The following is a 20,780-nucleotide window of genomic DNA, read 5'->3' as shown; positions in this document are numbered from 1 at the left end:
CGGCGCATCACTCGATCGGTTCGGCGCCAGCCGACAACGGTCCGGCGGCGCTGAGCCAGCGCGGGGAGCGGATGCCTCTAGATCTTGCAACGATGATAGTTGACCTCCATCCCCTCGATGCCCGGGAATTGGCGCGTAATGGTATCGTCGTCGACGGCCTTAAGGAAGAACTGCACATTCGATACCATGATTCCGGACGCGCAGCCGACGATGATGTTGATGGTCTGGCCGTCGTCCTTGCGCGATTTGATCTTGCAGTTCTCGAACTTGCTCCGGAGGCGATCGGGCTCGGCGATGAATCCGCCGCCATAGACGCCAGAGAAGTTCGTGAAGGTCAGCTGGTTCGCCCTGCCCTTGTGGGCGAACACTTTCCGGCATTGCTCGGCGCTCGTGGCCCAGGCACCCGTGAGATCGAAAGCCTGCGCGCAACCCGGCAATCCGAAGATCATGCCCGTCGCCACGATTGCGCGAAACTTACAGTCCGGTTTCATATGGTGTCTCCCCGTTCGCGCCCGTCAGTGACCGCTTAACACCAGCGTCTTGATCGGCAGCAGCAGAGCTTGAATCCGAAGCAGCAAGGCATGAACGAGTGCCGTCGCGTCGACGGCGTGCAGGGCAAAGCCTTTCAACGCCCCGGTTTTCGGATCGGCAATCTCATCATGGTTGCTGGTGTAGGCATTGACGATGCAAGTGCTGCCCGGCGTCACGCCGTCAAGGCCTCCCTTGTAAAGCGGCTCGAGGAACACGAGGATCGAACCTGGCTGTTGCAGGTTCTGCGGGTCGATCAACAGCTCGCTGGCCCGAAACTGGCCGGCGGCGATGAAATCCTGCACGCTGGTGACGACCAGCGGAATGATCACCCAGGGTTTCGACATACAGGTGGCTTCCGCGACCATGCCAGGCTTCATCACCTGGGCCTCGATCTGCCCGAAGCCCGCCTGCAACCTGTTGCGGCCCGCTTCGTCCGGTATCAGGATTCCGGCCGGCCGCATGATCTGGGCGACGAGATCCCCGGGGCGAACGAGGAATTGCTCGACGCGGCCGTTAACGCCGGCACGGACGAAGGTCTTGTCGAGATCCACTTGCGCCTGCGCCCGCGCAGCCTCGGCGCTCGCCTTCTCGGCCGGCAACAGCGTGGAGACGCGCAACGTCGCCGACTCCCTGGCGGCGCTGGCGGCATCGACGCCGGACTGCCGCTGATCAACCAGCACCTGCAGCTTCTCGATGTCACGTTGCGGCACGATGCCGGGATTGCGGCGCTGCAACTCGCTCTTCACCTCCAGTTCGTCCTTGGCCTGCTGCAAGGAGGCCTTCGCCTCCCCGATCTGAGCGTCCGCCTTTACGACGTCGGCCTGCGCCGCGATCAACGACGCATCCACCTCGGCGATCTTTCGCTTGGCGGTCTCGAGCGCCGCCTCCTGCTTCGAACTGTCGAGCCGGAACAGAACGTCCCCCTTCTTCACCGGCGCGGTGAAGCCGACATTGACCTCGACGACACGTCCGGAGCCTTCGGGCAGGATCGGCACGGTCCTGAAGTAGATCGCCGCCGAGGTTGTCGAGGGATGAAAGTAGAAGATCATCGTGATCAGCGAGATCGTGAGCATCAGGCAGCCGGTGATCCCCCATCTCAGTTCATACCAGACAGAGAAGAACGTGATCTCCTTGCCGAACCGCTTGCCTTGCCGATAGCGGCGGTAGAGGTAATCCGGCAGGATCGTCACCAGCGAGCAGATCATCAGCTCAAGCATGGTTGTGCACCTCTTGCTTCGCGGGCGTCCGGACATCGGGACCGCCGCCAGGTCCGGATTCGGCTACCGGTTCGGCAGCGCCCGGCGTGGCGTCGGCTATGCGCTCGACGGAATCTGCGATGCTGCGCATCGGCGTGCCGAAATCCGGCAGGTCGATGAGTGCCAGCAACAGGCCGGCGACCCAGAAGATATGCATGTGGGTGAAAAGCGATATCAAGCCGAGAACGGCGACGATCTCAAACTGAAGTTTCTGGCTCTTGTGCGCCATGCGCTCCGGCAGGCTGTGCAGCTTCCAGTACAGAGTGCCAACCCACAAGACGGTGGCTACGAGGAAAATGCCCATCACCACCATCAGGGTGTCCGACCCGTCGGCGCCGGGAATGAAAAACGGCAGATGATGGGGGGCCGCCGGATGCATCTGTTCGCTCAAGCCAAGTCTCCCGGTCGCAATAACACCGCAGGCGAATCCTGATCGACACTGCTGACGATCCTATCGCGCTTGCTTGATCTGGATCAAGGAAGCCGGTCGGCTCATCCCTACCGTTCCGGGGGCAAGGTGGAAGATCGGGTTAGGAGTCCCCAGCCATGCGAAACAAGATCGATGACCTGATCCCGAAGGCGCACGAGATCCAGAAGCAGGCAGCGCTCAAGGAAGCGGAGAAGGCCGAGGAGCATGCCAAGCGTGCGGCTGCTATCGAAGCCGAGAAGCGCGCGTTGATCGAGCGGCTGAGCAAGCCCTCGGGGCTTACCGAGGACGAGAAGGTCAAGCTGGCGTCGACGGTGATTCAGCGGGCGGTGCGCAATGGCTTGAGCGAGGTCCAGGTCTATCGCTTCCCGAACTCGCTGTGCTCCGACAAGGGGCGAGCGATCAATCAGATGGAGGCCGGCTGGGAGAAGACGCTGACGGGTATCCCTAAGGAAATATACCAGCTTTGGGCTGACTACCTGCAGCCGCGCGGCTACCGCATCCGCTATCAGATCGTCGATTACCCCGGCGGCATGCCCGGCGATATCGGAATCGTCATTGCCTGGGGCGACTAGTTGAAAACGATGGACGGATATCCATGGCGAAAGACAAGCCGACCGAGAAGATGAAGCGCAAGGACTATGAGGAAGAGCTGCAGAAGCTGCAGGCCCAGCTCTGCCAGCTCCAGGATTGGGTACAGGCGAACAAGCTCAGGGTCATCATCCTGTTCGAGGGACGCGATGCGGCCGGCAAGGGCGGAACGATCAAGGCCCTGACCGAGAAGGTCAGCCCGCGCGTGTTTCGCGTGGTCGCCCTGCCCGCGCCCTCGGATCGTGAGAAGTCCCAGCTCTTCATCCAGCGCTACATGCAGCAGTTTCCGGCGGCCGGCGAGATCGTGATCTTCGATCGCAGCTGGTACAATCGCGCGGGCGTCGAATATGTGATGGGGTTCTGCACGCCGGCGGAGCACAAGCGATTCCTTTCCCTCTGCCCGCAGATGGAGCAATACATCATCGAGGGCGGCATCATCCTGATCAAGCTGTGGCTCGAGGTCGGGATGGAGGAGCAGGAGCGCCGCTTCAGGGCGCGGATCGACGATCCGATGCGGCAATGGAAGCTGAGCCCGATGGACACCGAATCCTATCGCCGCTGGTATGATTACTCCCGCGCGCGCGACCTGATGTTCAAGGCGACGAGCTCGAAGCACGCGCCCTGGAACGTCATCCGTTCCGACGACAAGCGGCGGGCGCGGCTGAATTGCATCTCGTTCCTGCTGAAGACAATTCCTCACGGACGGGTCAGGCGCGACAAGGTCAAGCTCCCCAAGCGCTCCAACAAGGGTCGCTACAACGATCAGGCCGGACTGCGCGGAATGAAGTTCGTCGAGGAACGCTACTGAGAGGACAGGCCGCGCAGGGCGCGCGGCCGGCCTCCCTTGGACCTACTTCAAGCGGATGGAAACCCCGCCCACGGCGGCCGAGACTTCGGCGCCGACCTTCGGGCCGCTGAGCTGCAGGATCACGCCATTGGCGTTCTGAAGCTGCACGCCGCCGGCGCCCGCGGCGATCGCCCCACCGGCGCCTGCCGCGCTGTAGGAGCCTTCGATCGAGGCAGGCCCTCTGAGATTGAGGGCGCGCCCGACCAGCTTGGTGGTCGAGGCGCCGATCGTGAAGCCGACGCTCATGCCCGACACCGTGAACGGATAGTGCTTGCCGCGCAGCGTCAAGACGCCCTCGCCGCCTCCGACACCAACGATGAATCCACCCTTGGTGAAGATGACGGCGACCGAGCCGGTTTCAGCCAGCGACGGCGTGCTGAAGCCGGCCAATCCAATGGCCAGCATTGCAAGAGCTCCGATCAAACTCACTTTCCTCATCATGTCCCTCCAGGAACCGGTTGCGTTACGCCTTGTTGCGCAAGACTCATCGCCGCAAGAATGCGAAGACGCCTTGCGGAATCTCCTTCGTCTATGATGCAGCCTTGAACTTCGGCGCGGCCGCTCGCGGCTTGCCCATCCTGCCCAATGCCTCGGTCGTCACCAGCTTCAAGCCCTCGGCCGCGTCGTAGCCATGGATCTCCTTCACATCCAGCTTGCGCATGAAATCGATGGTCTCCTGCGTGATAACCTGGCCAGGGACCATGATCGGGAAGCCCGGCGGATAGGGAATCACGAAGTTGGCGGAGACGAGAGCGGGCCCGTTCTTCAGACGCCTGTCGATCTCGGGATCGTGCAGGCGAATATATTCGCATCCTGCCGCGTCATAGGCCGAATAGAATCCGCCACGGATGTCGCCCTCATTCGTCTTCGCGCCGGCATCGCCGCGATAGGCGTCGTGGAAATGCGAGAAGTTCGGCAAGTCGGGGACATCCTTCATTAGGCTGTTGACCCGCATGTCGAAGTCGACCCTGGCGTTCGCGCCGCCCTTGGTCAGGCCGCGATCGATTTCACCGGAGATTTCGGCCAGCACCCGGACGAGATGCGCGACGTCGCTCCGCGTATTGTTGATGTTGGACTGGATCAGGACCGAGTTGCGCGAGGTCTTGTTGACCTGGATGTTGTAGCGGCTGGCGAGCAGCCCCTTGAACGACGTTCCGTCGTACCCGGCGGTGCCGCAGACCAGCGTCATGCGGGTCGGATCGAGGCAGAACTCGTCGTCGTTCAGGCTCTTCAGGGCGCTAGCCCAGTTGGTCCCGGCCGCCAGATAGTCGGTGAATCCGCTCTCGCGGTATTGCTTCGGCACCATGGCATCCGCGCCAAGAACGCGGAAATATCTCGAAATCAACGGATTGGTGTTGACCGCGTTGCGGATGGCGAACGCGATCTCCATGGCATTGGCCACCAGTCCATATCCCTCGAGCTCCATCTGCCGGCGCGAGACGTCGAGGCTCGCGATCAGCTGCTGGTTCGGGCTGGTCGAGGCGTGCGTGAATACGGCCTCCTTGAACTGCGCTTCGACGGTGTGGAATTCGATGTCCTTGACCGCCAGCATCGAGCCCTGGCGGATCGCCGACATCGACTTGTGCGTCGAGTTGGTCTGGTAGACGCGCAGCCGGATCTGGCGCGGATCGGGGATCAGCCTGGTCTTGAGCAGAACCTCGTCGGACGGATTCTTGCCGAGCTCGGCCTGCTGTTTCTCATAGGCGGCGACCGATTTGGGATCGCGCATCCAGGCTTCGATCTCATTCGCCGCGCCCATCGCGGTTCGCCGCCTCAGGAACGGCGAAAACCGCGCGAAGCCGAACCATGCCTCGTCCCAGAGGAAGATCAGGTCAGGCTTGATCGCGAGGCATTCCTCCATCACCCGCCGCGTGTTGTAGATGTGGCCGTCGAAGGTGCAATTGGTCAGGTCGATCAGCTTGACCCGATCGAGCCGGCCATCCGCCTTCGCGTTCAGAAGCGCCTGCTTGATCGTCTGTAGCGGCACCGCGCCATACATCGAGTATTCCGTCATCGGGAATGCCTCGACGTAGAGCGGCTGCGCGCCGGCCAGCACCATGCCGTAATGGTGCGACTTGTGGCAATTGCGGTCGACGATTGCGATGTCGCCGGGACCCAGCAGCGCCTGCACCGCCATCTTGTTGGACGTCGAGGTGCCGTTGGTCACGAAGTAAACGCGGTCGGCGCCGAGCGCGCGCGCGGCCTTCTCCTGCGCCTTCTTGATGTTGCCGGTCGGCTCCAGCATGCTGTCGAGGCCGCCGGTGGTCGCGCTGCTTTCGGCAAGGAACAGGTTCAGCCCGTAGAATTCTCCCATGTCGCGGATCCAGTCCGACTTGAACACGGACTTGCCGCGCGCGATCGGCAGCGCGTGGAAAGTGCCGATCGGCCGCTGCGCATATTTCTTCAGATTGTCGAAGAACGGCGTGTCAAAGCGATCCTGCACGCCCTCCAGAATTGAAAGGTGCAATTCGAGGATATCCTCGACCGAGTAGAACACGCGGCGCACCACATCGGCTTCGGGATTGCCGGCCAACTCCTCGACGTCGCGATTGGACATCAGGTAGAGGTCAAGCTCGGGGCGCACCCGCTTCAGGATATGGGCCAACCGGAGCGCGGACGCATCGGACTCCTCGCTGAGCCCCATGGCGCCGGTCATCGCGCGAAGCACCGGCGCATCGTGGCGCGAGCGCAGCCCGAAGCCTTCATTGATCACCACCGCCGCAATATTGGGGTTCAGCATTGCCGCACAGAAGGCGTCCTCGAGGTTGCCCACGACCACGGGCTCATAGATGAAGGCGTCGACCGGACGCCGCAGCTTGCGCCACTCCGACAGGAGTCCCGGCCAGTTGCTGGCCGGCACCCCGGTCACGATCAGGGTCTCGAAGTAAGGACGGCGCACCGCCGATTGCCCCAGAGTTGGTGGAAGCAGATCGGGAACGTCGCCATTGCCCTCGTCCTGCGTGCTCCAGTCACCTGCATGCTGGCGGAAGGATTTTGTCTGAAGCGCCTGGGCGATCCGCGTCGCAAGCATATGCGAGGTGGCGGCGTCGCCCGCCGCCGCGGCTTCCTTCAGCGCCGCCATCAAACGAAGGCCCGGATAGCCGTGAAACTCCTCCGTCACCGCAAGCGCCGTCAGCGCGGCGTCATACGCCGCACGGTTGCCGTCCCTGCTCCATACCTTCGCCGCCTCAACCAGATCGCGCCAATTGTCGGCGCGTCCGCCGGGCCCGGAGAAGAACTGATCGATGCGCTGCTGTGCCGGCTTCGCGTCGTTGGCCATGAGTGTCTCCCGATCTCGATCTCAGCGCTGGTTCTGTCCAATCGTACAAACCGGGCCCATTGCGCCCTTTGATCCAAGTCAAGCTGCAAGCTGGATTGAGACAGCCCCCAAGCGCGCGTGATCGCGACGTCTTGCGACGCAACAAGGCTGGAATGCCGCGGCGTCCATGCGGCCGCGCACGCTAGATGCTTGCCTCCGGCTTCCTGTTGCTCAATACGCTGTCGAGCGTACGCGTCCAGTCGCCGCTATCGGTCTTGTCGGCAAGACCGTCCGCCCGAAGCAGATCCCGCAACTGCGCGTGCGCGCCCACGATGCAGAATGTGATCTGGCGCGATGCGAGTTCCTGATGAAGGTCGTGCAGCATGCGCGAGCCCGCAAGGTCGATGAACGGCGAGGCCGACAGGTCACAAGCCACCAGCTTGACGTCAGGCGACGTCCGAAGCGCCGCCAGCACCGTTTCGAGGATCGTCTCGGCATTGACATAGAGAAGCGAGGTCTCGGGGCGGAACGCGATGATCCCGGTCAGGGGCTCGACGTCATCGTGTCGCGCCCGGTCGGAATAGCGCCCGCTGCCGGCTTGACGGCCCAGAAACGCGATATTGGGCTGCGACGCCCGCAACAGCAGCAGGAAGATCGAGGCGACGGCGGCCAGCAGCACGCCCTGCAATATCCCGAGGAACAGCACGGACACCAGCGCGATGATAGCGGCATAGAAATCGATCCGACTGATCCGCCACATTCTGGCGAGCGCCGGAATATCGACCAGTTTGTAGACGGCTGAGAAAACGATCGCGGCGAGCACGGTCTTCGGCAGATTGGTCAAGAGGCCCGTGAAGAACAGCAGGCAGAGCGCGAGGGTTGCCGAACAGAACACCAGCGCCAGCGGCGTGCGTGCGCCGGCGGCGTCATTCACGGCCGACTGCGACAACCCGCCGGCGACGGGATAGCTATGCCCGAAGGCTGCGGCGAGATTGGCCGCGCCGAGTCCCAGAAACTCCTGCCTGACATCCAGCGGGTATCCATGCTTTGCCGCAAAGCTGCGCGCGGCAGACACCCCTTCCACATAGGCCAGCACCAGGCATCCGGCAGCGATCGGAAAGAGATCGTCAAATTCGAGCAGACCAAATGTCGGGAGCGACATCGTCGGCAACCCGGTCGGGATCGGCCCGGTCACCGGCAGTCCCATTTGCGCGAGCCCGAGCGCGGAGACCATCAGGATCGAGAGCGCGACCACCGCCAACCCGATGGGCTTTCCCGGCAATCTCTTCTCGCCGAGCAGGAGCAGCACCGTCGCAGTCACACCGAAGCCGAGTACCAGCGGCCTGGTATCGCCCAGCTGGCCGGCAAGCTTGATCACGCGGTCGAAGAAGTTGTGGCCGCCTCCAGCGACGCCGAACAGGCTGGGCAGCTGGCTCATGATGATGGTGAGCCCCGCTCCGGCCTTGAAGCCCACCAGAATACTGTCGCTGATCAACCGCACCAGCACGCTGAGCTTGAACAGCCAGGCAATCAGGCAGAGCACTGCGACGCTGAAGGCCACGAGACTGGCAATCTGCCCATAACGCGTGGCGTTGCCGCCGGCCAATATGCCGACGGCGCCGGCGATCATCAGCGAGATCGCCGACGTGGGCCCGACCGCGAGCTGCCGGGACGAACCCAGCAGGGCGTAGCCCACGCCGCCGAGCAGATAGCCATAGACGCCGATCTGCGGCGGCAGACCCGCAAGCCCCGCATAGGCCAGCGACACCGGGATCGCGTAGGCCGCCAGCGTGACCCCGGCGATTGCGTCCGCCCCAAGCCAGGATGCGCGGTAGTCGGCGAGCCAGTTCGCCGGCGGAAACCAGCGCATCCAACTCGTCTCTGCCAGGATCGACATCAAGCCCGCCGTATGACGCCACAATGGTCGCATGTGGTTGCGCCGGCGGGCCCGATGCGCGTTGATTCAGATCAAGCCTTGCAGTCGACAATGTGCTTCTGATCTTGCGCGGCTCGATCGTCGTAACCTGCACATTTGCCAGATGATTGCCGGAGCGCATGACATGCGTCAGCACCGCTTACGGACCCTCGCAACCGCAGCGCTGCTGTTGCTTGGCCTGACCGCTCCAGCACGCGCCGATGACCGACAGTCGCCCCAGCGCATCCAGGAAGAGATCTGGGCGTTGCCGACCCCGCTGCCAATGTTCGCTTATCTGGTCCGTCCGCTCGGCGATGGCCCTTTCCCACTGGTCATCATGAACCACGGCGTGTCACTGAATGCCAGGGATCGCAGCTTCTTCCCGCTGGTCGAATTTCGCGATGCCGCAATGTGGTTTGCACGGCGCGGCTATCTCGTGGTGGCGCCGGTCGGGACCGGCTATGGCGCGGCGGCCATCGATATTCCCGAACGCGGTCTCTATGGCCCGTTCTTCTCGAAGGTCGGCAAATGCACCAATCCGAATTTCCTCGATGCGGGCCTCGCCGTCGCGCAGGTCGATCTCTGGATCATCGATTACATGGCCGCCGAAAAGCGCACCTTGCCGAAGGACGTGATCGTCGTCGGACAGTCGGCCGGCGGCTGGGCTGCGATCGCGTTATCGAGCCTCAACCCGCCGCAGGTCAAGGCCATCATCACCTTCGCGGCAGGCCGCGGCGGCCGTGTCGACGGCAAACCCAACAACAATTGCGGCCCCGACAGACTGGTCGAGGCCACCGGCATGTTTGGCCATACGTCGCGGGTGCCGATGCTGTGGTTCTACATCGAGAACGACACATTCTTCGGCCCGGCCCTGTCGAAGCGAATGCACGAGGCCTTCACGCGCGCCGGCGGTCGTGCCGAGTACCATCTTTTGCCGCCGTTCGGCGACGAAGGGCATTTCCTGATCGGCTCTCCCGATTCCATTCCCATATGGTCGCCTTTGGTCGAACGATTTCTCGACAAGGTTCGCTAGGCGGCCGTTCGCGCTGGAGGAGCATCCATGGTCCGATATGGTGCCTTGGCGAAGTTGGCGCTGTTTGCGGCCGGCATCAGTGCTGCCCACGCTCAACAGACGTCCTCACCGCCTGCTACGGTGAAGGACGGCGGCGAAGTAGCCCCGCGGGGGGCACGTCAGCCGGTGCGGGACATCAAGTATGGCGAGTGGCGAAAGGTCTGCTTCAACGCCGCCGGCGCCAAGACACTATGCCGGACGACGATCACCGGCACCTTCCCCACCGGGCAGACGGCCGTTCGCCTCGATCTGATCGAGCGAGAGGACGGCAGCAGCCGCGTCCAGCTATTCCTGCCGGTCGGGATGTATCTGCAAGCCGGCGTCAAGCTATCGGTCGACCAGAAGGCGGTTCGTCGGCTGCCCTACACCTGGTGCGCGACCAACATGTGCATCGCGGCCGATGTCGCCGATCCCAAGCTTCTCGAGGACATGGATGGCGGAAAGACGCTCTCGATCGAGGTCGTCGACACCAGCATTTTGACGATGACGACATTGGTGCCGCTCGACCGCTTTGCAAGCGTGCGCAAGGGCGCACCCGCGCTGACACTCGATCAAGTGATCGATGAATGATTGAGACCGGCAGCTGCTAGACCACGCCGGCCAACAGCCGTTCAATCGGCTGGATCAGCGAATTGGCGGTGAATGGCTTGGTCAGATAGGCCACGCATCCCGATGCCGTTGCCGCCATGCGCGTCGCCGGGTTGTCATTTCCGGTGATGTAAATGACGGGGATTTCGATGCCCTGATCCGCCAGGCGGTGCCGCAGTTCGATCCCGGACCCATCGCTGAGATTGATGTCCAATATCAGGCAAACCGCGCTGTCAAAGCTGCCATGTCTCAGTAACGCGCTTCCGGTCTCGAATAACCTGGATGCAAATCCACACTGCCGTAGAAGCCGTCCGATTCCACGGAGCATGGAGGGATTATCATCCACGACGAAAACGAGTTTCGCGGTCGGCAAATCCTGAAGCCTCTACCTATCGCTGAATGACCTTCGCCCGCGTATGGATAAAGGGCACGTCAAGCGGCTACCGGCGCGCAATATTCTCGCGGCCAAGATCGGAGATACGCCGCGTCACAGAGCTTTCATATTGTACCATGGGACAGGAGGGGCAGAGCTGCCCGGCAGATCAAGCCTTGACCTCGCCACCGGATGCGCGCGTGCCGAGCTGCTCGGCGATCGAAACCAGCTCGGCAAATGACTGCACCTGCATCTTCTCCATGACCTGGTGACGATGGGCCTTGATCGTGCGTTCGGTCGTGCCAAGCTCGTGAGCAATCTGCTTGTTGATCCGGCCGCACACAATCAGATCGAACACCTGCCGCTCACGCGGGGTCAACTTCGCCAGCAGCGCGCGCAGCGAATCGAGCCTGGTTCGCCGGCCACGGGCCAGTTCGTGCCGCGCAAGGGCGCGATTGATCGCCTCGATCAGCTGTTCCGACGCGATCGGCTTGGTCAAAAAATCTTCGGCACCTGCCTTGATCGCCTGGACGGTGGTCGCCGTGTCGGCATGTCCGGTCAGGAATACGATCGGGAGCGTCGACCCCAGTTCGTTGAGACGCCCCTGCAGCTCCGGACCACTCATTCCGGGAATGCGTACGTCCAGCAGGATACAGCCGGCCCCTTCGTCGTCAGGCAATTGGTCGAGCAATTCCCGGGCCGATGCGTAGGTGGCGACGCGATAGCCTGCGAGCTTGAGCCGGCGCTCGAGCGCTGCGCGAAACGAGGCGTCGTCGTCGACTATGTGCACGTAAGCGTGCATTATTGCTCCACCGGCCAAAATCGCCGCTACCTGTAGAATGACCATCAGCGGCGATCTGAAAATGCTGCGTTCGTCGTAAATTGAACCTTGCAATAAGGCAAACAAGACCCAAACGCGCTACGCGGCCAGCGGCAGTGAAAGGTGGAATACCGCCCCTCCTCCGGACTGATTCTCGGCCCAGAGCTGGCCGCTATGCGCAAGAACGATCGTCCGTGCGATGGACAGGCCGATGCCCATGCCCTGCTCCTTTGTGGTGAAGAACGGATCGAAGATGTCGTTCAGCCTGTCCTGCGGAATTCCCGGCCCGGAATCGCTGATGGAAATCACCGCCGACGCGTCCCCATTGACTTCCGTACGGCCGATGATGGTGCGCCCGTAGGGCATTTTGGCCATCGCGTCCATGCTGTTGACGACGAGGTTGAGAATGACCTGCTGCAACTGCACCGGGTCGCCCTTCACCCGCAGGGTCTGCGGTGAGGTCTGCAGATAGATTGCGACGTTGCGCGTCGAGGCCTGCAGCTTGAGGAAATCAAATGCTTCCCGCATGGTCTGGTTGAGGTCGATCTCCTTCTTCTCAAATGGCGCACGCTTGAGCAGGCTGCGCATCCTGCGGATCACCTCGCTTGCACGCAGGTCATCGCGCTTGATGTCGGAAATGATTTCCCGCACCTCCTGAAGGTCGGGCGTCGGCGACGCGAGGATCAGCTCCGCGCTCTCGGCATTGGTCAGGATCGAGCCCAGCGGCTGGTTGAGCTCATGGGCGATCGAGGACGAGAGCTCACCGGCAGTCGCCTGCCGATTGATATGGGCGAGTTCGGACAGGCGACTGCGGGCTTCGACCTCGGCACTCCGCCGCATGTGACGCTCGTGCAGCAGGAACGCAATGAGCGCGGTTTGAACCAGCAGCGCCACTGCCAGGGCAACGGCCCGCCAACGATATTTTTCCAGGAAGGACGGCTCACGGAAGCGAATTTCGTTGCCTCTTGGCAGACTGGCTTCGCTGACGTTCCAATGCTGCATCTGCCGCCAGTTGAAGATCGGCTTCACCGCATCGATGACCGACGGTGGCAGGCTTTCCGGCGCCTCGCCATCCAGAATGCGCAGCGCCCTTCCCGCAGCCTCGGCACCGATCAGCGACGGAACTATGACGAATCCGCCGATGCCGCCCGCCCCGAGGAAGGTCTCCGCGGCGACGACAATCGGACGATTGGCTCTTGCCGCGACAAATGCGAGGGCATCCGACGGCGGATAATAGTTGCCTTTGCCGTCGCTATAGAGGCCCGTGTAGATGATCGCGCTATGATCGGGGAGCGCCGCGACCCGCTCAACGATCTCGGGCATCGGACGTCCGATGATCTCGACGATGTCGAGGCCCGGAATGCCGGCCGCTGCCTGGTCTTTCCAGTTGCGAAACAGAACTTGCCGGTCCCAATCCGCGCCAACCAGCACGACGGTCTTGAGGCCCGGCAACACGGCGCGGGCAGCCGTGACGGCATCCTTGAGTTTCAAGTTCACGATGCCGCCGGTAACATAGGCCGGCGGCTGCAATCGCTTGAAATCGGCCTCTTCGACCAGCGAAAACACGATTGGCGTGTCGGGCCAGAGCTGCGGGCGCCAGCGGAGCGCAAGCTCAAGCGCAGCCGCGCCAATGGTGACCACCACGCCGATCGGCCGATCGCGATATTTCGCCTCGAGGAATCGCCGGAAATCCTCCTGATAGGCCTCGCCGCCGAAGCGATTGAGATCGAGGCTTTCGGTGTAGACGGTGGTCGGCGCGTGCCCGTGAGCGCTCACCGCATCCCTTAGGCCAACGAACACCTGGTAGTAGAAGGGGCCACGTCGATCGGACTGGTCCAGCACCAGCATGGAATGCGGGCGCGTTTGTTGCGCCCGGAGATCAGCCGGTGCCAACAAAGCAGCCAGCAGGATGATCAGTCCAGAGAGCCGAATTGCACTGCCCATAACGTTCGGAGCCGGAGACCAACGGGTTCAAAACCTAGCACCCGGTTGTCGCCGAGAAAATTGAAAAGTAATCTAAGACTGTGCGCACCAATTTACGAACAAATTGCCGCATTTCGCGCACCCTGTCCTTTAGGACAATGACCTCAAGACCAATAGAGACCGGCCGGGCCCTGTCGTAGTTATTGCGCGCGGACAAAAGCATTTCGAGCCGCCGCGGACGCTGCATCAGTTGTTACCCGAGAGAGTTAGTCCATGTTTGCTCGCGTCAATGCCAGACCCGCCAATGTGCCGAGCATCCTCGGTGGGTTGACCGTCCGGCACGCCAACTGCATCACCAGCGAATTCCACTACAGGAAAGGCACCGAGATCTACGGGGAGAAGGAGCCGGCAGAGTACGTCTACCAGGTCGTTTCGGGGGCGGTCCGCAGCTACAAGCTGCTTTCCGACGGACGCCGCCAGATCGGTGCCTTTCACCTCGTCGGGGATATTTTCGGCCTCGAGAATGCCGAAACCCATCGCTTTACCGCGGAAGCCATCGTCGACACGAACGTGCACCTGATCAGGCGGATCAGCCTCGAACGCGTGGCCGACTCCGATTTCGCCCTGGCTCGCAACCTGCTGGTCATGACGACAAGCAACCTGCGGCATGCCGAGGAGCACATGCTGCTGCTCGGCCGCAAGACCGCATTGGAGCGGGTTGCCGCGTTTTTGCTCGAAATGGATCGCCGGCTGACCGGAGTCGGCGTCGTCGCTCTGCCGATGTGCCGGCGTGATATTGCCGACTATCTCGGGCTGACGCTCGAAACCGTGTCACGTGCGCTATCCAAGCTGCACGCCTACGGCGCGCTCAACTTCCTTGGCTCGAACCAGCGCGAGATCATGCTGGTCGACCGCGACCAGCTGTCCAGGCTGGACGACTAGCCGACGTCAAGGGGATTTCGTGAGCGCCGCCTGGCGCTCGATGGTCTTTTGCAACACTTCGAACAAGACCGCGGTCGACCATCCGAACATGAGAATGCCGTTCATGGCCGCCATCGGTCCGATCAACAGCCACTGCTTGACCGGGATGACGTCGCCATAGCCGAGCGTGGTGTAGTTCACAAAGGCGAAATACAGCAGATTGCTGCCGGCAGGCGCGGCGCCGAGCACCCAATAGGCCAGGCTCCACACCACGATCTCAAGCGTGTGAGCCAGCATCAGCGCAAGCGCGGTTGCGACCATCACGCCGCTGAGCTGTAGCCCCGCCCGGCCGGCCGCGCTCAAGGCAACGTTGCGAAGCAACCCGATGGCCGCGACTGTCCACAGCGAATGGATCGCGATGTTGATCGCGCTCACCGCCGATCCCACGAGGAGCTGAAACAGCATTATCGCTCTCCCGCCAGCCGGGCGCGGTCGTCCCGGATCCATGCCGTGAGCAATTCCCAGGCGACCGCGAGAATGATTGGACCGATGAACAGGCCCACGATGCCGTGGGCAAGCGTGCCGCCGATCACGCCGACAAAGATGACGAGCGCCGGCGTGGTCAGGCCCCGCCCCATCACCAGCGGCTTCAGCACATTGTCGAGGACGCCGACGACCAGGAAGAAGAACGTGAGGGCGAGTGCGGTCGTGAAATCCTTGGCCGACCATAGCCAGATGATGACCGGAAACAGCACGATTGCCGCCCCGATCTGCACGATCGCGAGCAGCATCACGACAAACGCCAGCAGCCCCGCACTCGGGATCCCCGCCAGCTTGAAGCCAATGCCGGCCAGCAGCGATTGCAGGACGGCGACGCCAATGACGCCGCGGGAAACCGCCCGGATGGTCGCACCTGCAAGATCGAGGAAGTGCTCGCTCTGCTCCGGCACGATGCGGGACAGGAAGCTCCGGCACGCCGCCGCAAGCTGCAAGCCATAGGGAAACAGAAACCCTGCCACGACGACCGCCAGCAGAAACTTCAGCATCCCGATCCCGGCATCGCTGGCAAATGCAAACAGGGTCCCGGCCAACGGCTTCAGTTGCGGCACAACCTCGCGCAGCACGGCACGCAGATTGGTCGACGCCCGATCCCAGATCTCATGGAGCGGGCCGCCGATCAGCGGCCAATCCTTGATCTCGGGCGGCGGCGACGGCACGACAACGTGGCCGGCGCCGAGTTGTTCGGCGAGCTCCCTCACCCCCTCTACCGCTCCGATTCCGAGCCAGGTCGCCGGCCCGATGACGACTCCCAGAGAGATCAAGGTCAGCACGAGCGCCGCGACGCCGGTATGGCCGCCGAGCATTGCTGCGAGCCAGGTAAAGACGGGATAGAGCGCGACCGCGAGCACCACGCTCCAGGCCAGGATCGGCACGAACGGGCTGACCAGAACGAACGACCAGTAGATCAACAGTGCCAGCAATCCGAGGCGAATTGCGAGCTGGACGAACTCGTCTCCGGTCACGAGCTGGCGAAGGGTTTTCAAGAGCGTGCTTTCGAATCGAGCATCAGCAGCTACGCGGGAAGTGATGCCATCGCCTTGCTGCGCACGGCTTGATTCAGATCAAGCGTGACGCGTCCGGACTTTCACCGAGGAAGCGGCCCGGTTCAGGGGCAGGACATCACGAGCGCGATCGAGCCCCATCAGGCGGCGTCCTGCCTATCCGCGGCAATGTCCCAGGCGCAGGATCAATCGTCCGCACCGCCCTCTTGCCACTTTGATTCAAATCAAGCTTCGGGCCGGCCGCGGCTGACAGGCTCGGCGTCCTCATGGATCGGACAGCCGCTCTCGATTTGGCTGCCTTTCGGTCGCGACTGCCTGTGTCACCCCGATGTGGAGGACGTCATGAAGAACACCAAGACCCTGCCGGCCTTGATCCTGCTTGCGAGCATGGTCGGCATTGGCGCGAGCCAGGCGGCCCCGTTGCCGACCAATGTCGCGGCCATGAAGGGCATGGTCGAGAGCAACACCGCCCTTCAGGTGCGCTGGGGCGGCTGGGGCGGCTGGCGCGGCGGCGGCTGGGGCTATCGCGGTTGGCGCGGCACCGGCGGCTGGGGAGGCTATCGTGGATGGGGCTATCGAGGCTGGGGCGCTGCGGCCGCCGGTGCGATCGTTGGCGGAGCCATCGCGAGCTCGGCCTACTATGGCGCGTATCCCTACTATGGCGGTGGATACGGCTATGGCGGCGGCTATGGCTACGACTATTGCCCGCCGGGCGGAGGCTACGGCTATTACGCTCGGCCACGCTACTATGACGGATGGTAGTGCCGGCTTTACGTGACAGGCCGGCCTTCGGTGATGTCACCGAAGGCCGAGCAGCGAACGCCGATAGCCGCTCTCGCGCGCTTCATTCCTGCACACGAAACCGCCATCGAAGCCCCTGGCATAGCGGCTTTGCCCTTTGAGGTAGTAGCGTCCGCGCCGAAAATCGAGCCAGACCACGCTATCGCCGGGGCAATGCCGCTGAGCCTGGGCTTCATAGCGGAAAGGCGTCAGCGGCAGCGCGGCCGTCTGTTGCGCGCAGCAAAACAAGAAGGTCGCGGCGCAGGCCCCGACGCCCAACCTGGCCGCCAGACGGTCTCGACGTCCGCTCGATTTTTCAGCTAATTCGAAGTGCATTCATTGCCGCCGGGAATGATCCGTGTCGTGCCGAGGACGATAGCTCATTTTGTCAGAGCTTCGCGGGCGGAGCACCTCAGAACGACGATTCCAGCATCACGCGCGGCCAACAAGAGGCGCGCTCAGGACGATAGCAATCCAAAGGCGATCGCCGCGGTCGACAGCATCCCGGCCGTCACGACCACGACCTTGAAGGCAATATCGCCGTCGGCCGCTTCAAGCCATCGACGCAGCCAATTGCGAGCGCCAGCCGGCTGGCTTGCACCACGCACTCGCCGAAATCTGTCGCTGGTATGCCCCATGGCTGCGATTGTAGATCGCGGTGGAATGGAGAGACCAGTGCAGCTTGTGCCAAGCAGTCAGGGTCACGTGCGACGGCTTGACTGACCCAATTGGGCTATTCGAGCCGGTTCGGCGCCGAGGCCCGCTCAACCAGCGCCCTAGCTTCCCTTCGAGCCGGCGGCGTTCCGCATCGGCCGCTCCTCCTCCGACGCGCTCTTCGAGGGCGCCGCGCCGCACATGGAGCTGCTACTCCTTGATTCCGCGGTCGCCGCGCGAGCGGTGCGATCAAACGGATTCCGCTCCATGACCTTTAGCGAAGCGAGCTCCTCCTTGTTCAAATAGGAGATCTTTCCCGGCGGAGTCATGACCATCCTGCCGATGGCCGACGGAGGAATACGGAGCTTGGCCGACAACCTCGCAAGCTTGATCGTGTCACGAATCGTTCGACTGTCCTCGTTGCCGTGTAAATTGGAAACCGAATGGACGCCGATCTTGGCATTTGGCGCCACATAACGCTTCCTGCTCGCCAGGAAAATGAAAGCGCATGCCGAGTCGCATTCTCCGGAAACGTAACTGGCGATTTGCCTCTGGTGCGCGAGCATGGCGATTCGGAAGCCTTCGTAGAGGGACCCACCTCGGGAATCGAGATCGAGGCCAACGACCCGGCGCTCAGTCGCCAGATATCCGCGAAAGCGGACAAAGTCCCCATCCCTGATATCTCCACTGAGCTTCAAGACATCTCCAAAGCACCCCTGGACACGGGAGAACTCCATCGCGAGACAGTTCGTCGAGGTCAGCACGACCGCGATGCTCAAAACGCATCCTGCAATCCGCATCGAGCGAATTGCAGGCGCTCGAGAATGAAGTTGACCCGCTGCGACATCGCTTCGGGGTGGCCGCAACCCATGCGTGGCGCACCGGCTGTTTGCGTCGCCGTCGATAAATGTCGCGCGGAGGACTCTCAAAGCGTGCTTCCAGGCTGCCACGGCGCTCCCCATTGGACCCGGGACCTCACACGGTAAACAGAGCATCGGAGCGCATCGTGGGTTGATCTGAATCAAACCCAATTCAGCAAGCGCGCAGCGGCAGCGCCATTTCGACGTCTGGAGAGGGACACCGGCCCTCAAGCGCACGCTCTGTGCCGAGAGCGAACATCATCTACCGGGACCGTAAGATCAGCCAGTCCAATCCAACATCGGGGTCACCGACAATCTCTACCTTAAGTCATTCATTTCATTTATTTCTTTTTGCCCCCGATCCTTGAGGGGCCCGGACCGCCTGAGGAATCCCATTAAGGCTCGACGTGCGCGATCAATCCACGCTCCACGCGAACTGCTGGTCGCCAAGGCAACCTAACGCGGGATGCGGCGTCTCGATGGTGCAGCGTCCCGAAAGCCGCCGCTTGCGCCCCATGGCTTGAGCGATGGCCGCCCACACGCGCCGGACAACGCTGTCCGCGACGCGTCATCTTGTGTAAACTCCCACGGCATCCCGATCGATTTGGGAGAACGACAATGAAAGTCTTCTTGCTCGCCTGCGTGGCCGCCGTCGTCGTGTCGGCATTCGGGGCCCTGGCGCTAAACCGGGTGCAAGAACCGGTCGCACAGGCCTTTGCAACGACGGGCGTACGGCTGTAGCAAGTTCGCGTTCAACGGCTGCGCGCCCCTACTCCGCCGCGGTGACGGAGGGCTGGGATCGCGCATCGCGCGCATTCTCCTCTTCCAGCCAGAGGCTGTGGTGCTCCCTGGCCCAATTGACATCGACGGTGCCGCTTCCCATCGCCTCGAACGCGCCTTCCATGCCGATCGTGCCGATATAGATGTGCGCCAGCATCACTGCCGTGAAGAGCATCGCGACGATGGAGTGGACGATCTGCGCAAGCTGCATCCCTTCGATGCCTGACAGGTAGAAGGGGAACATCAGCGCATATCCCGTCGCCGCCACCAGACCTCCGCCGATGACCACGATCCAGTAGATCGCCTTCTGGCCGGCGTTGAAACGATAGGCCGGCGGATGATCGTGCCCGACGATGCCGCCGCCGCGCTTGATCCAGTCGACATCCGCCTTGTTCGGGATATTGCCGGCGATCCACATCAGGAAGATCAGCACGACGCCGATGGTGAACGGGAAGCTGAGATAGTTGTGAACATATTTCGCCCATTGCGACCATTCGGAAAACGCCTCGTGGCCGATCAACGGCAGCAGCAATGGACGTCCAAAAGTGACGTTCAACCCCGAGATCGCCAGAATGATGAAGCAAGTCGCCGTCATCCAGTGCACGAAGCGCTCGAATGCGGAAAAGCGCACGATGGTGCGGCCGGAACGACCGCTCTGCAGCCGCACCATCCCGCGGCTGAGATAGAAGATGACCAGCGCCGCGAGCATGCCAAGAATGGCGATGCCGCCGATCCAGCGCAGCGTCACGTTCCGGAACTCGCGCCATTCACGGCCGGCCGGCTGTTCGAGAACGCCCGAGCGCTGGTCGGGAATGCTGACGCGTCCCTGCACCCGGTTCAGTTCCTGCAGCAGCTGCTGCTCCTTGACCGCGCTTGCGGTCGGGTTGACCTGCTGGGCTACGGACGGGGAAGCCGCGGAGACGAGCAGCAGGAGTCCAGCCACGCCAATGACGAGCCGAACACATCGTGCAAAACACGCCATAAGGTCCTCCCGATATCGACGCGACCCGCGCCAGGTCGTCGTCAGGACTCGATCGTCTCGCGATAGGCGGTCTTCCAGCCCCATGCGCCTGAGCCGTAGCCGCGCTTCAGCACGCGCTCTTTATAGATCTGGGCAATGATCTCGCCATCGCCGGCGAGCAGCGACTTGGTCGAGCACATCTCCGCGCACAGCGGCAGCTTGCCTTCGGCAAGCCGATTCGCGCCGTATTTCTCGTACTCTTCCTTGCTGCCATCGGCCTCCGGGCCGCCAGCACAATAGGTGCATTTGTCCATTTTTCCGCGCGAGCCGAAATTGCCGACCTTCGGATATTGCGGCGCGCCGAACGGACAGGCGTAGAAGCAGTAGCCGCAGCCGATGCAGAGATCCTTGGAGTGCAGAACCACGCCGTCGGCGGTGGTATAGAAACAATTCACCGGGCACACCGCCGCACAGGGCGCGTCCGTACAGTGCATGCAGGCCATCGAGACCGAGCGTTCGCCCGGCTTGCCGTCGGCGATGGTGACGACCCGGCGGCGGTTGATGCCCCAGGGCACCTCGTGCTCGTTCTTGCAGGCCGTGACGCAGGCGTTGCACTCGATGCAACGGTCGGCGTCGCAGAGAAACTTCATACGTGCCATC

At 62.5% G+C, this 20,780-nt stretch carries 22 protein-coding genes; 7 read left to right on the top strand and 15 right to left on the bottom strand.

Annotated features, from left to right (window positions below; genetic code table 11):
* Positions 1–77 precede the first annotated feature (77 nt).
* From ACVIHF_RS09740 to ACVIHF_RS09730, 3 genes are read right to left on the bottom strand one after another with little or no spacing between them, the layout of a single operon-like run.
* Positions 78–491: a hypothetical protein gene (locus ACVIHF_RS09740; RefSeq protein ID WP_253609252.1), complete on the bottom strand. Its 414-nt coding sequence runs from the start codon at positions 489–491 to the stop codon at positions 78–80.
* Between the two features lie 24 nt (positions 492–515).
* Complete coding sequence (locus ACVIHF_RS09735; protein WP_456780914.1) at positions 516–1,748, bottom strand: HlyD family secretion protein; 1,233 nt, start codon at positions 1,746–1,748, stop codon at positions 516–518.
* Positions 1,741–2,178, bottom strand: a complete 438-nt coding sequence (locus ACVIHF_RS09730; protein ID WP_194295332.1) for a hypothetical protein — start codon at positions 2,176–2,178, stop codon at positions 1,741–1,743. The genes ACVIHF_RS09735 and ACVIHF_RS09730 overlap by 8 nt, the downstream gene beginning before the upstream one ends.
* 155 nt (positions 2,179–2,333) lie before the next feature.
* Between ACVIHF_RS09730 and ACVIHF_RS09725 the strand changes: the two genes are divergently transcribed.
* Together ACVIHF_RS09725 and ppk2 are read left to right on the top strand one after the other, a co-directional pair.
* The gene (locus ACVIHF_RS09725; RefSeq protein ID WP_057017151.1) at positions 2,334–2,789 is read left to right on the top strand and encodes a hypothetical protein; all 456 of its coding nucleotides are present in this window, start codon (positions 2,334–2,336) and stop codon (positions 2,787–2,789) included.
* A 23-nt stretch (positions 2,790–2,812) separates the two neighbouring features.
* On the top strand, positions 2,813–3,613 hold the full coding sequence (ppk2, locus tag ACVIHF_RS09720) for a polyphosphate kinase 2 (protein WP_456780915.1): 801 nt from the start codon (positions 2,813–2,815) through the stop codon (positions 3,611–3,613).
* Between the two features lie 42 nt (positions 3,614–3,655).
* Here ppk2 and ACVIHF_RS09715 read toward each other — a convergent pair whose 3' ends face one another.
* From ACVIHF_RS09715 to ACVIHF_RS09705, 3 genes are all read right to left on the bottom strand, one after another.
* Positions 3,656–4,090, bottom strand: a complete 435-nt coding sequence (locus tag ACVIHF_RS09715; RefSeq protein WP_057017289.1) for a hypothetical protein — start codon at positions 4,088–4,090, stop codon at positions 3,656–3,658.
* 91 nt (positions 4,091–4,181) lie between these two features.
* Complete coding sequence (locus ACVIHF_RS09710; protein WP_456791980.1) at positions 4,182–6,932, bottom strand: decarboxylase; 2,751 nt, start codon at positions 6,930–6,932, stop codon at positions 4,182–4,184.
* A gap of 181 nt (positions 6,933–7,113) precedes the next feature.
* The gene (locus ACVIHF_RS09705; protein WP_456791979.1) at positions 7,114–8,808 is read right to left on the bottom strand and encodes a SulP family inorganic anion transporter; all 1,695 of its coding nucleotides are present in this window, start codon (positions 8,806–8,808) and stop codon (positions 7,114–7,116) included.
* 163 nt (positions 8,809–8,971) lie between these two features.
* Here ACVIHF_RS09705 and ACVIHF_RS09700 point away from each other — a divergent pair, with 163 nt between their 5' ends.
* Both ACVIHF_RS09700 and ACVIHF_RS09695 read left to right on the top strand, forming a co-directional pair.
* Positions 8,972–9,859 carry an alpha/beta hydrolase family protein gene (locus tag ACVIHF_RS09700; RefSeq protein WP_456780918.1) on the top strand — a complete coding sequence of 296 codons (888 nt, stop codon included), beginning with the start codon at positions 8,972–8,974 and terminating at the stop codon, positions 9,857–9,859.
* Positions 9,860–9,886: 27 nt separating this feature from the next.
* Positions 9,887–10,468: an invasion associated locus B family protein gene (locus ACVIHF_RS09695; RefSeq protein WP_456780919.1), complete on the top strand. Its 582-nt coding sequence runs from the start codon at positions 9,887–9,889 to the stop codon at positions 10,466–10,468.
* Positions 10,469–10,484: 16 nt separating this feature from the next.
* Here the strand turns inward: ACVIHF_RS09695 and ACVIHF_RS09690 are convergent, their stop codons facing one another.
* From ACVIHF_RS09690 to ACVIHF_RS09680, 3 genes are all read right to left on the bottom strand, one after another.
* Positions 10,485–10,832 carry a response regulator gene (locus ACVIHF_RS09690; RefSeq protein WP_312009813.1) on the bottom strand — a complete coding sequence of 116 codons (348 nt, stop codon included), beginning with the start codon at positions 10,830–10,832 and terminating at the stop codon, positions 10,485–10,487.
* A gap of 196 nt (positions 10,833–11,028) precedes the next feature.
* On the bottom strand, positions 11,029–11,661 hold the full coding sequence (locus tag ACVIHF_RS09685; protein ID WP_456780920.1) for a response regulator transcription factor: 633 nt from the start codon (positions 11,659–11,661) through the stop codon (positions 11,029–11,031).
* Positions 11,662–11,778: 117 nt separating this feature from the next.
* Positions 11,779–13,527 carry a sensor histidine kinase gene (locus ACVIHF_RS09680; RefSeq protein WP_456780921.1) on the bottom strand — a complete coding sequence of 583 codons (1,749 nt, stop codon included), beginning with the start codon at positions 13,525–13,527 and terminating at the stop codon, positions 11,779–11,781.
* Positions 13,528–13,875: 348 nt separating this feature from the next.
* Between ACVIHF_RS09680 and ACVIHF_RS09675 the strand changes: the two genes are divergently transcribed.
* A complete protein-coding gene (locus tag ACVIHF_RS09675) occupies positions 13,876–14,544 on the top strand; it encodes a helix-turn-helix domain-containing protein (protein WP_456780922.1) in 669 nt (222 codons plus the stop codon).
* Between the two features lie 6 nt (positions 14,545–14,550).
* Here ACVIHF_RS09675 and ACVIHF_RS09670 read toward each other — a convergent pair whose 3' ends face one another.
* Positions 14,551–14,988, bottom strand: a complete 438-nt coding sequence (locus ACVIHF_RS09670; RefSeq protein ID WP_038374727.1) for a potassium channel family protein — start codon at positions 14,986–14,988, stop codon at positions 14,551–14,553.
* Positions 14,988–16,067 (bottom strand): AI-2E family transporter, encoded by a 1,080-nt coding sequence (locus ACVIHF_RS09665; protein ID WP_076826310.1) that lies wholly within the window; start codon positions 16,065–16,067, stop codon positions 14,988–14,990. The genes ACVIHF_RS09670 and ACVIHF_RS09665 overlap by 1 nt, the downstream gene beginning before the upstream one ends.
* A 360-nt stretch (positions 16,068–16,427) precedes the next feature.
* Between ACVIHF_RS09665 and ACVIHF_RS09660 the strand changes: the two genes are divergently transcribed.
* Entirely contained in the window at positions 16,428–16,847 is a 420-nt protein-coding gene (locus ACVIHF_RS09660) for a hypothetical protein (RefSeq protein WP_310880369.1), read from the top strand.
* A gap of 36 nt (positions 16,848–16,883) precedes the next feature.
* Here the strand turns inward: ACVIHF_RS09660 and ACVIHF_RS09655 are convergent, their stop codons facing one another.
* Both ACVIHF_RS09655 and ACVIHF_RS09650 read right to left on the bottom strand, forming a co-directional pair.
* Positions 16,884–17,201 (bottom strand): hypothetical protein, encoded by a 318-nt coding sequence (locus ACVIHF_RS09655; RefSeq protein WP_028334134.1) that lies wholly within the window; start codon positions 17,199–17,201, stop codon positions 16,884–16,886.
* A gap of 440 nt (positions 17,202–17,641) precedes the next feature.
* Positions 17,642–18,298, bottom strand: coding sequence for an ATP-dependent Clp protease proteolytic subunit (locus ACVIHF_RS09650; protein WP_456791978.1), 657 nt, complete (start codon positions 18,296–18,298; stop codon positions 17,642–17,644).
* 699 nt (positions 18,299–18,997) lie between these two features.
* On the opposite strand from ACVIHF_RS09650, the gene ACVIHF_RS09645 reads away from it, so the two are divergent.
* A complete protein-coding gene (locus tag ACVIHF_RS09645) occupies positions 18,998–19,120 on the top strand; it encodes a hypothetical protein (protein WP_256520575.1) in 123 nt (40 codons plus the stop codon).
* 28 nt (positions 19,121–19,148) lie between these two features.
* On the opposite strand, the gene ACVIHF_RS09640 is transcribed toward ACVIHF_RS09645, so the two are convergent.
* Positions 19,149–20,141 carry a formate dehydrogenase subunit gamma gene (locus ACVIHF_RS09640; RefSeq protein ID WP_310880366.1) on the bottom strand — a complete coding sequence of 331 codons (993 nt, stop codon included), beginning with the start codon at positions 20,139–20,141 and terminating at the stop codon, positions 19,149–19,151.
* 41 nt (positions 20,142–20,182) lie between these two features.
* Entirely contained in the window at positions 20,183–20,779 is a 597-nt protein-coding gene (fdh3B, locus tag ACVIHF_RS09635) for a formate dehydrogenase FDH3 subunit beta (RefSeq protein WP_011088224.1), read from the bottom strand.
* Position 20,780 lies beyond the last annotated feature (1 nt).

Source organism: Bradyrhizobium sp. USDA 4506 (genome assembly GCF_054058795.1).
This window is presented reverse-complemented; position numbering and strand designations above follow the sequence as displayed.

Excerpts from the sequence above, each read along its gene's own strand:
- ppk2 (WP_456780915.1), top strand. The coding sequence starts at position 2,813 with ATGGCGAAAGACAAGCCGACCGAGAAGATGAAGCGCAAGGACTATGAG.
- ACVIHF_RS09710 (WP_456791980.1), bottom strand. The coding sequence starts at position 6,932 with ATGGCCAACGACGCGAAGCCGGCACAGCAGCGCATCGATCAGTTCTTC.
- ACVIHF_RS09735 (WP_456780914.1), bottom strand. The coding sequence starts at position 1,748 with ATGCTTGAGCTGATGATCTGCTCGCTGGTGACGATCCTGCCGGATTAC.
- ACVIHF_RS09670 (WP_038374727.1), bottom strand. The coding sequence starts at position 14,988 with ATGCTGTTTCAGCTCCTCGTGGGATCGGCGGTGAGCGCGATCAACATC.
- ACVIHF_RS09740 (WP_253609252.1), bottom strand. The coding sequence starts at position 491 with ATGAAACCGGACTGTAAGTTTCGCGCAATCGTGGCGACGGGCATGATC.
- ACVIHF_RS09645 (WP_256520575.1), top strand. The coding sequence starts at position 18,998 with ATGAAAGTCTTCTTGCTCGCCTGCGTGGCCGCCGTCGTCGTGTCGGCA.
- fdh3B (WP_011088224.1), bottom strand. The coding sequence starts at position 20,779 with ATGGCACGTATGAAGTTTCTCTGCGACGCCGACCGTTGCATCGAGTGC.
- ACVIHF_RS09715 (WP_057017289.1), bottom strand. The coding sequence starts at position 4,090 with ATGAGGAAAGTGAGTTTGATCGGAGCTCTTGCAATGCTGGCCATTGGA.
- ACVIHF_RS09685 (WP_456780920.1), bottom strand. The coding sequence starts at position 11,661 with ATGCACGCTTACGTGCACATAGTCGACGACGACGCCTCGTTTCGCGCA.
- ACVIHF_RS09725 (WP_057017151.1), top strand. The coding sequence starts at position 2,334 with ATGCGAAACAAGATCGATGACCTGATCCCGAAGGCGCACGAGATCCAG.
- ACVIHF_RS09675 (WP_456780922.1), top strand. The coding sequence starts at position 13,876 with ATGTTTGCTCGCGTCAATGCCAGACCCGCCAATGTGCCGAGCATCCTC.
- ACVIHF_RS09705 (WP_456791979.1), bottom strand. The coding sequence starts at position 8,808 with ATGTCGATCCTGGCAGAGACGAGTTGGATGCGCTGGTTTCCGCCGGCG.
- ACVIHF_RS09680 (WP_456780921.1), bottom strand. The coding sequence starts at position 13,527 with ATGCTGGTGCTGGACCAGTCCGATCGACGTGGCCCCTTCTACTACCAG.
- ACVIHF_RS09655 (WP_028334134.1), bottom strand. The coding sequence starts at position 17,201 with ATGCACTTCGAATTAGCTGAAAAATCGAGCGGACGTCGAGACCGTCTG.
- ACVIHF_RS09640 (WP_310880366.1), bottom strand. The coding sequence starts at position 20,141 with ATGGCGTGTTTTGCACGATGTGTTCGGCTCGTCATTGGCGTGGCTGGA.
- ACVIHF_RS09660 (WP_310880369.1), top strand. The coding sequence starts at position 16,428 with ATGAAGAACACCAAGACCCTGCCGGCCTTGATCCTGCTTGCGAGCATG.
- ACVIHF_RS09695 (WP_456780919.1), top strand. The coding sequence starts at position 9,887 with ATGGTCCGATATGGTGCCTTGGCGAAGTTGGCGCTGTTTGCGGCCGGC.
- ACVIHF_RS09700 (WP_456780918.1), top strand. The coding sequence starts at position 8,972 with ATGCGTCAGCACCGCTTACGGACCCTCGCAACCGCAGCGCTGCTGTTG.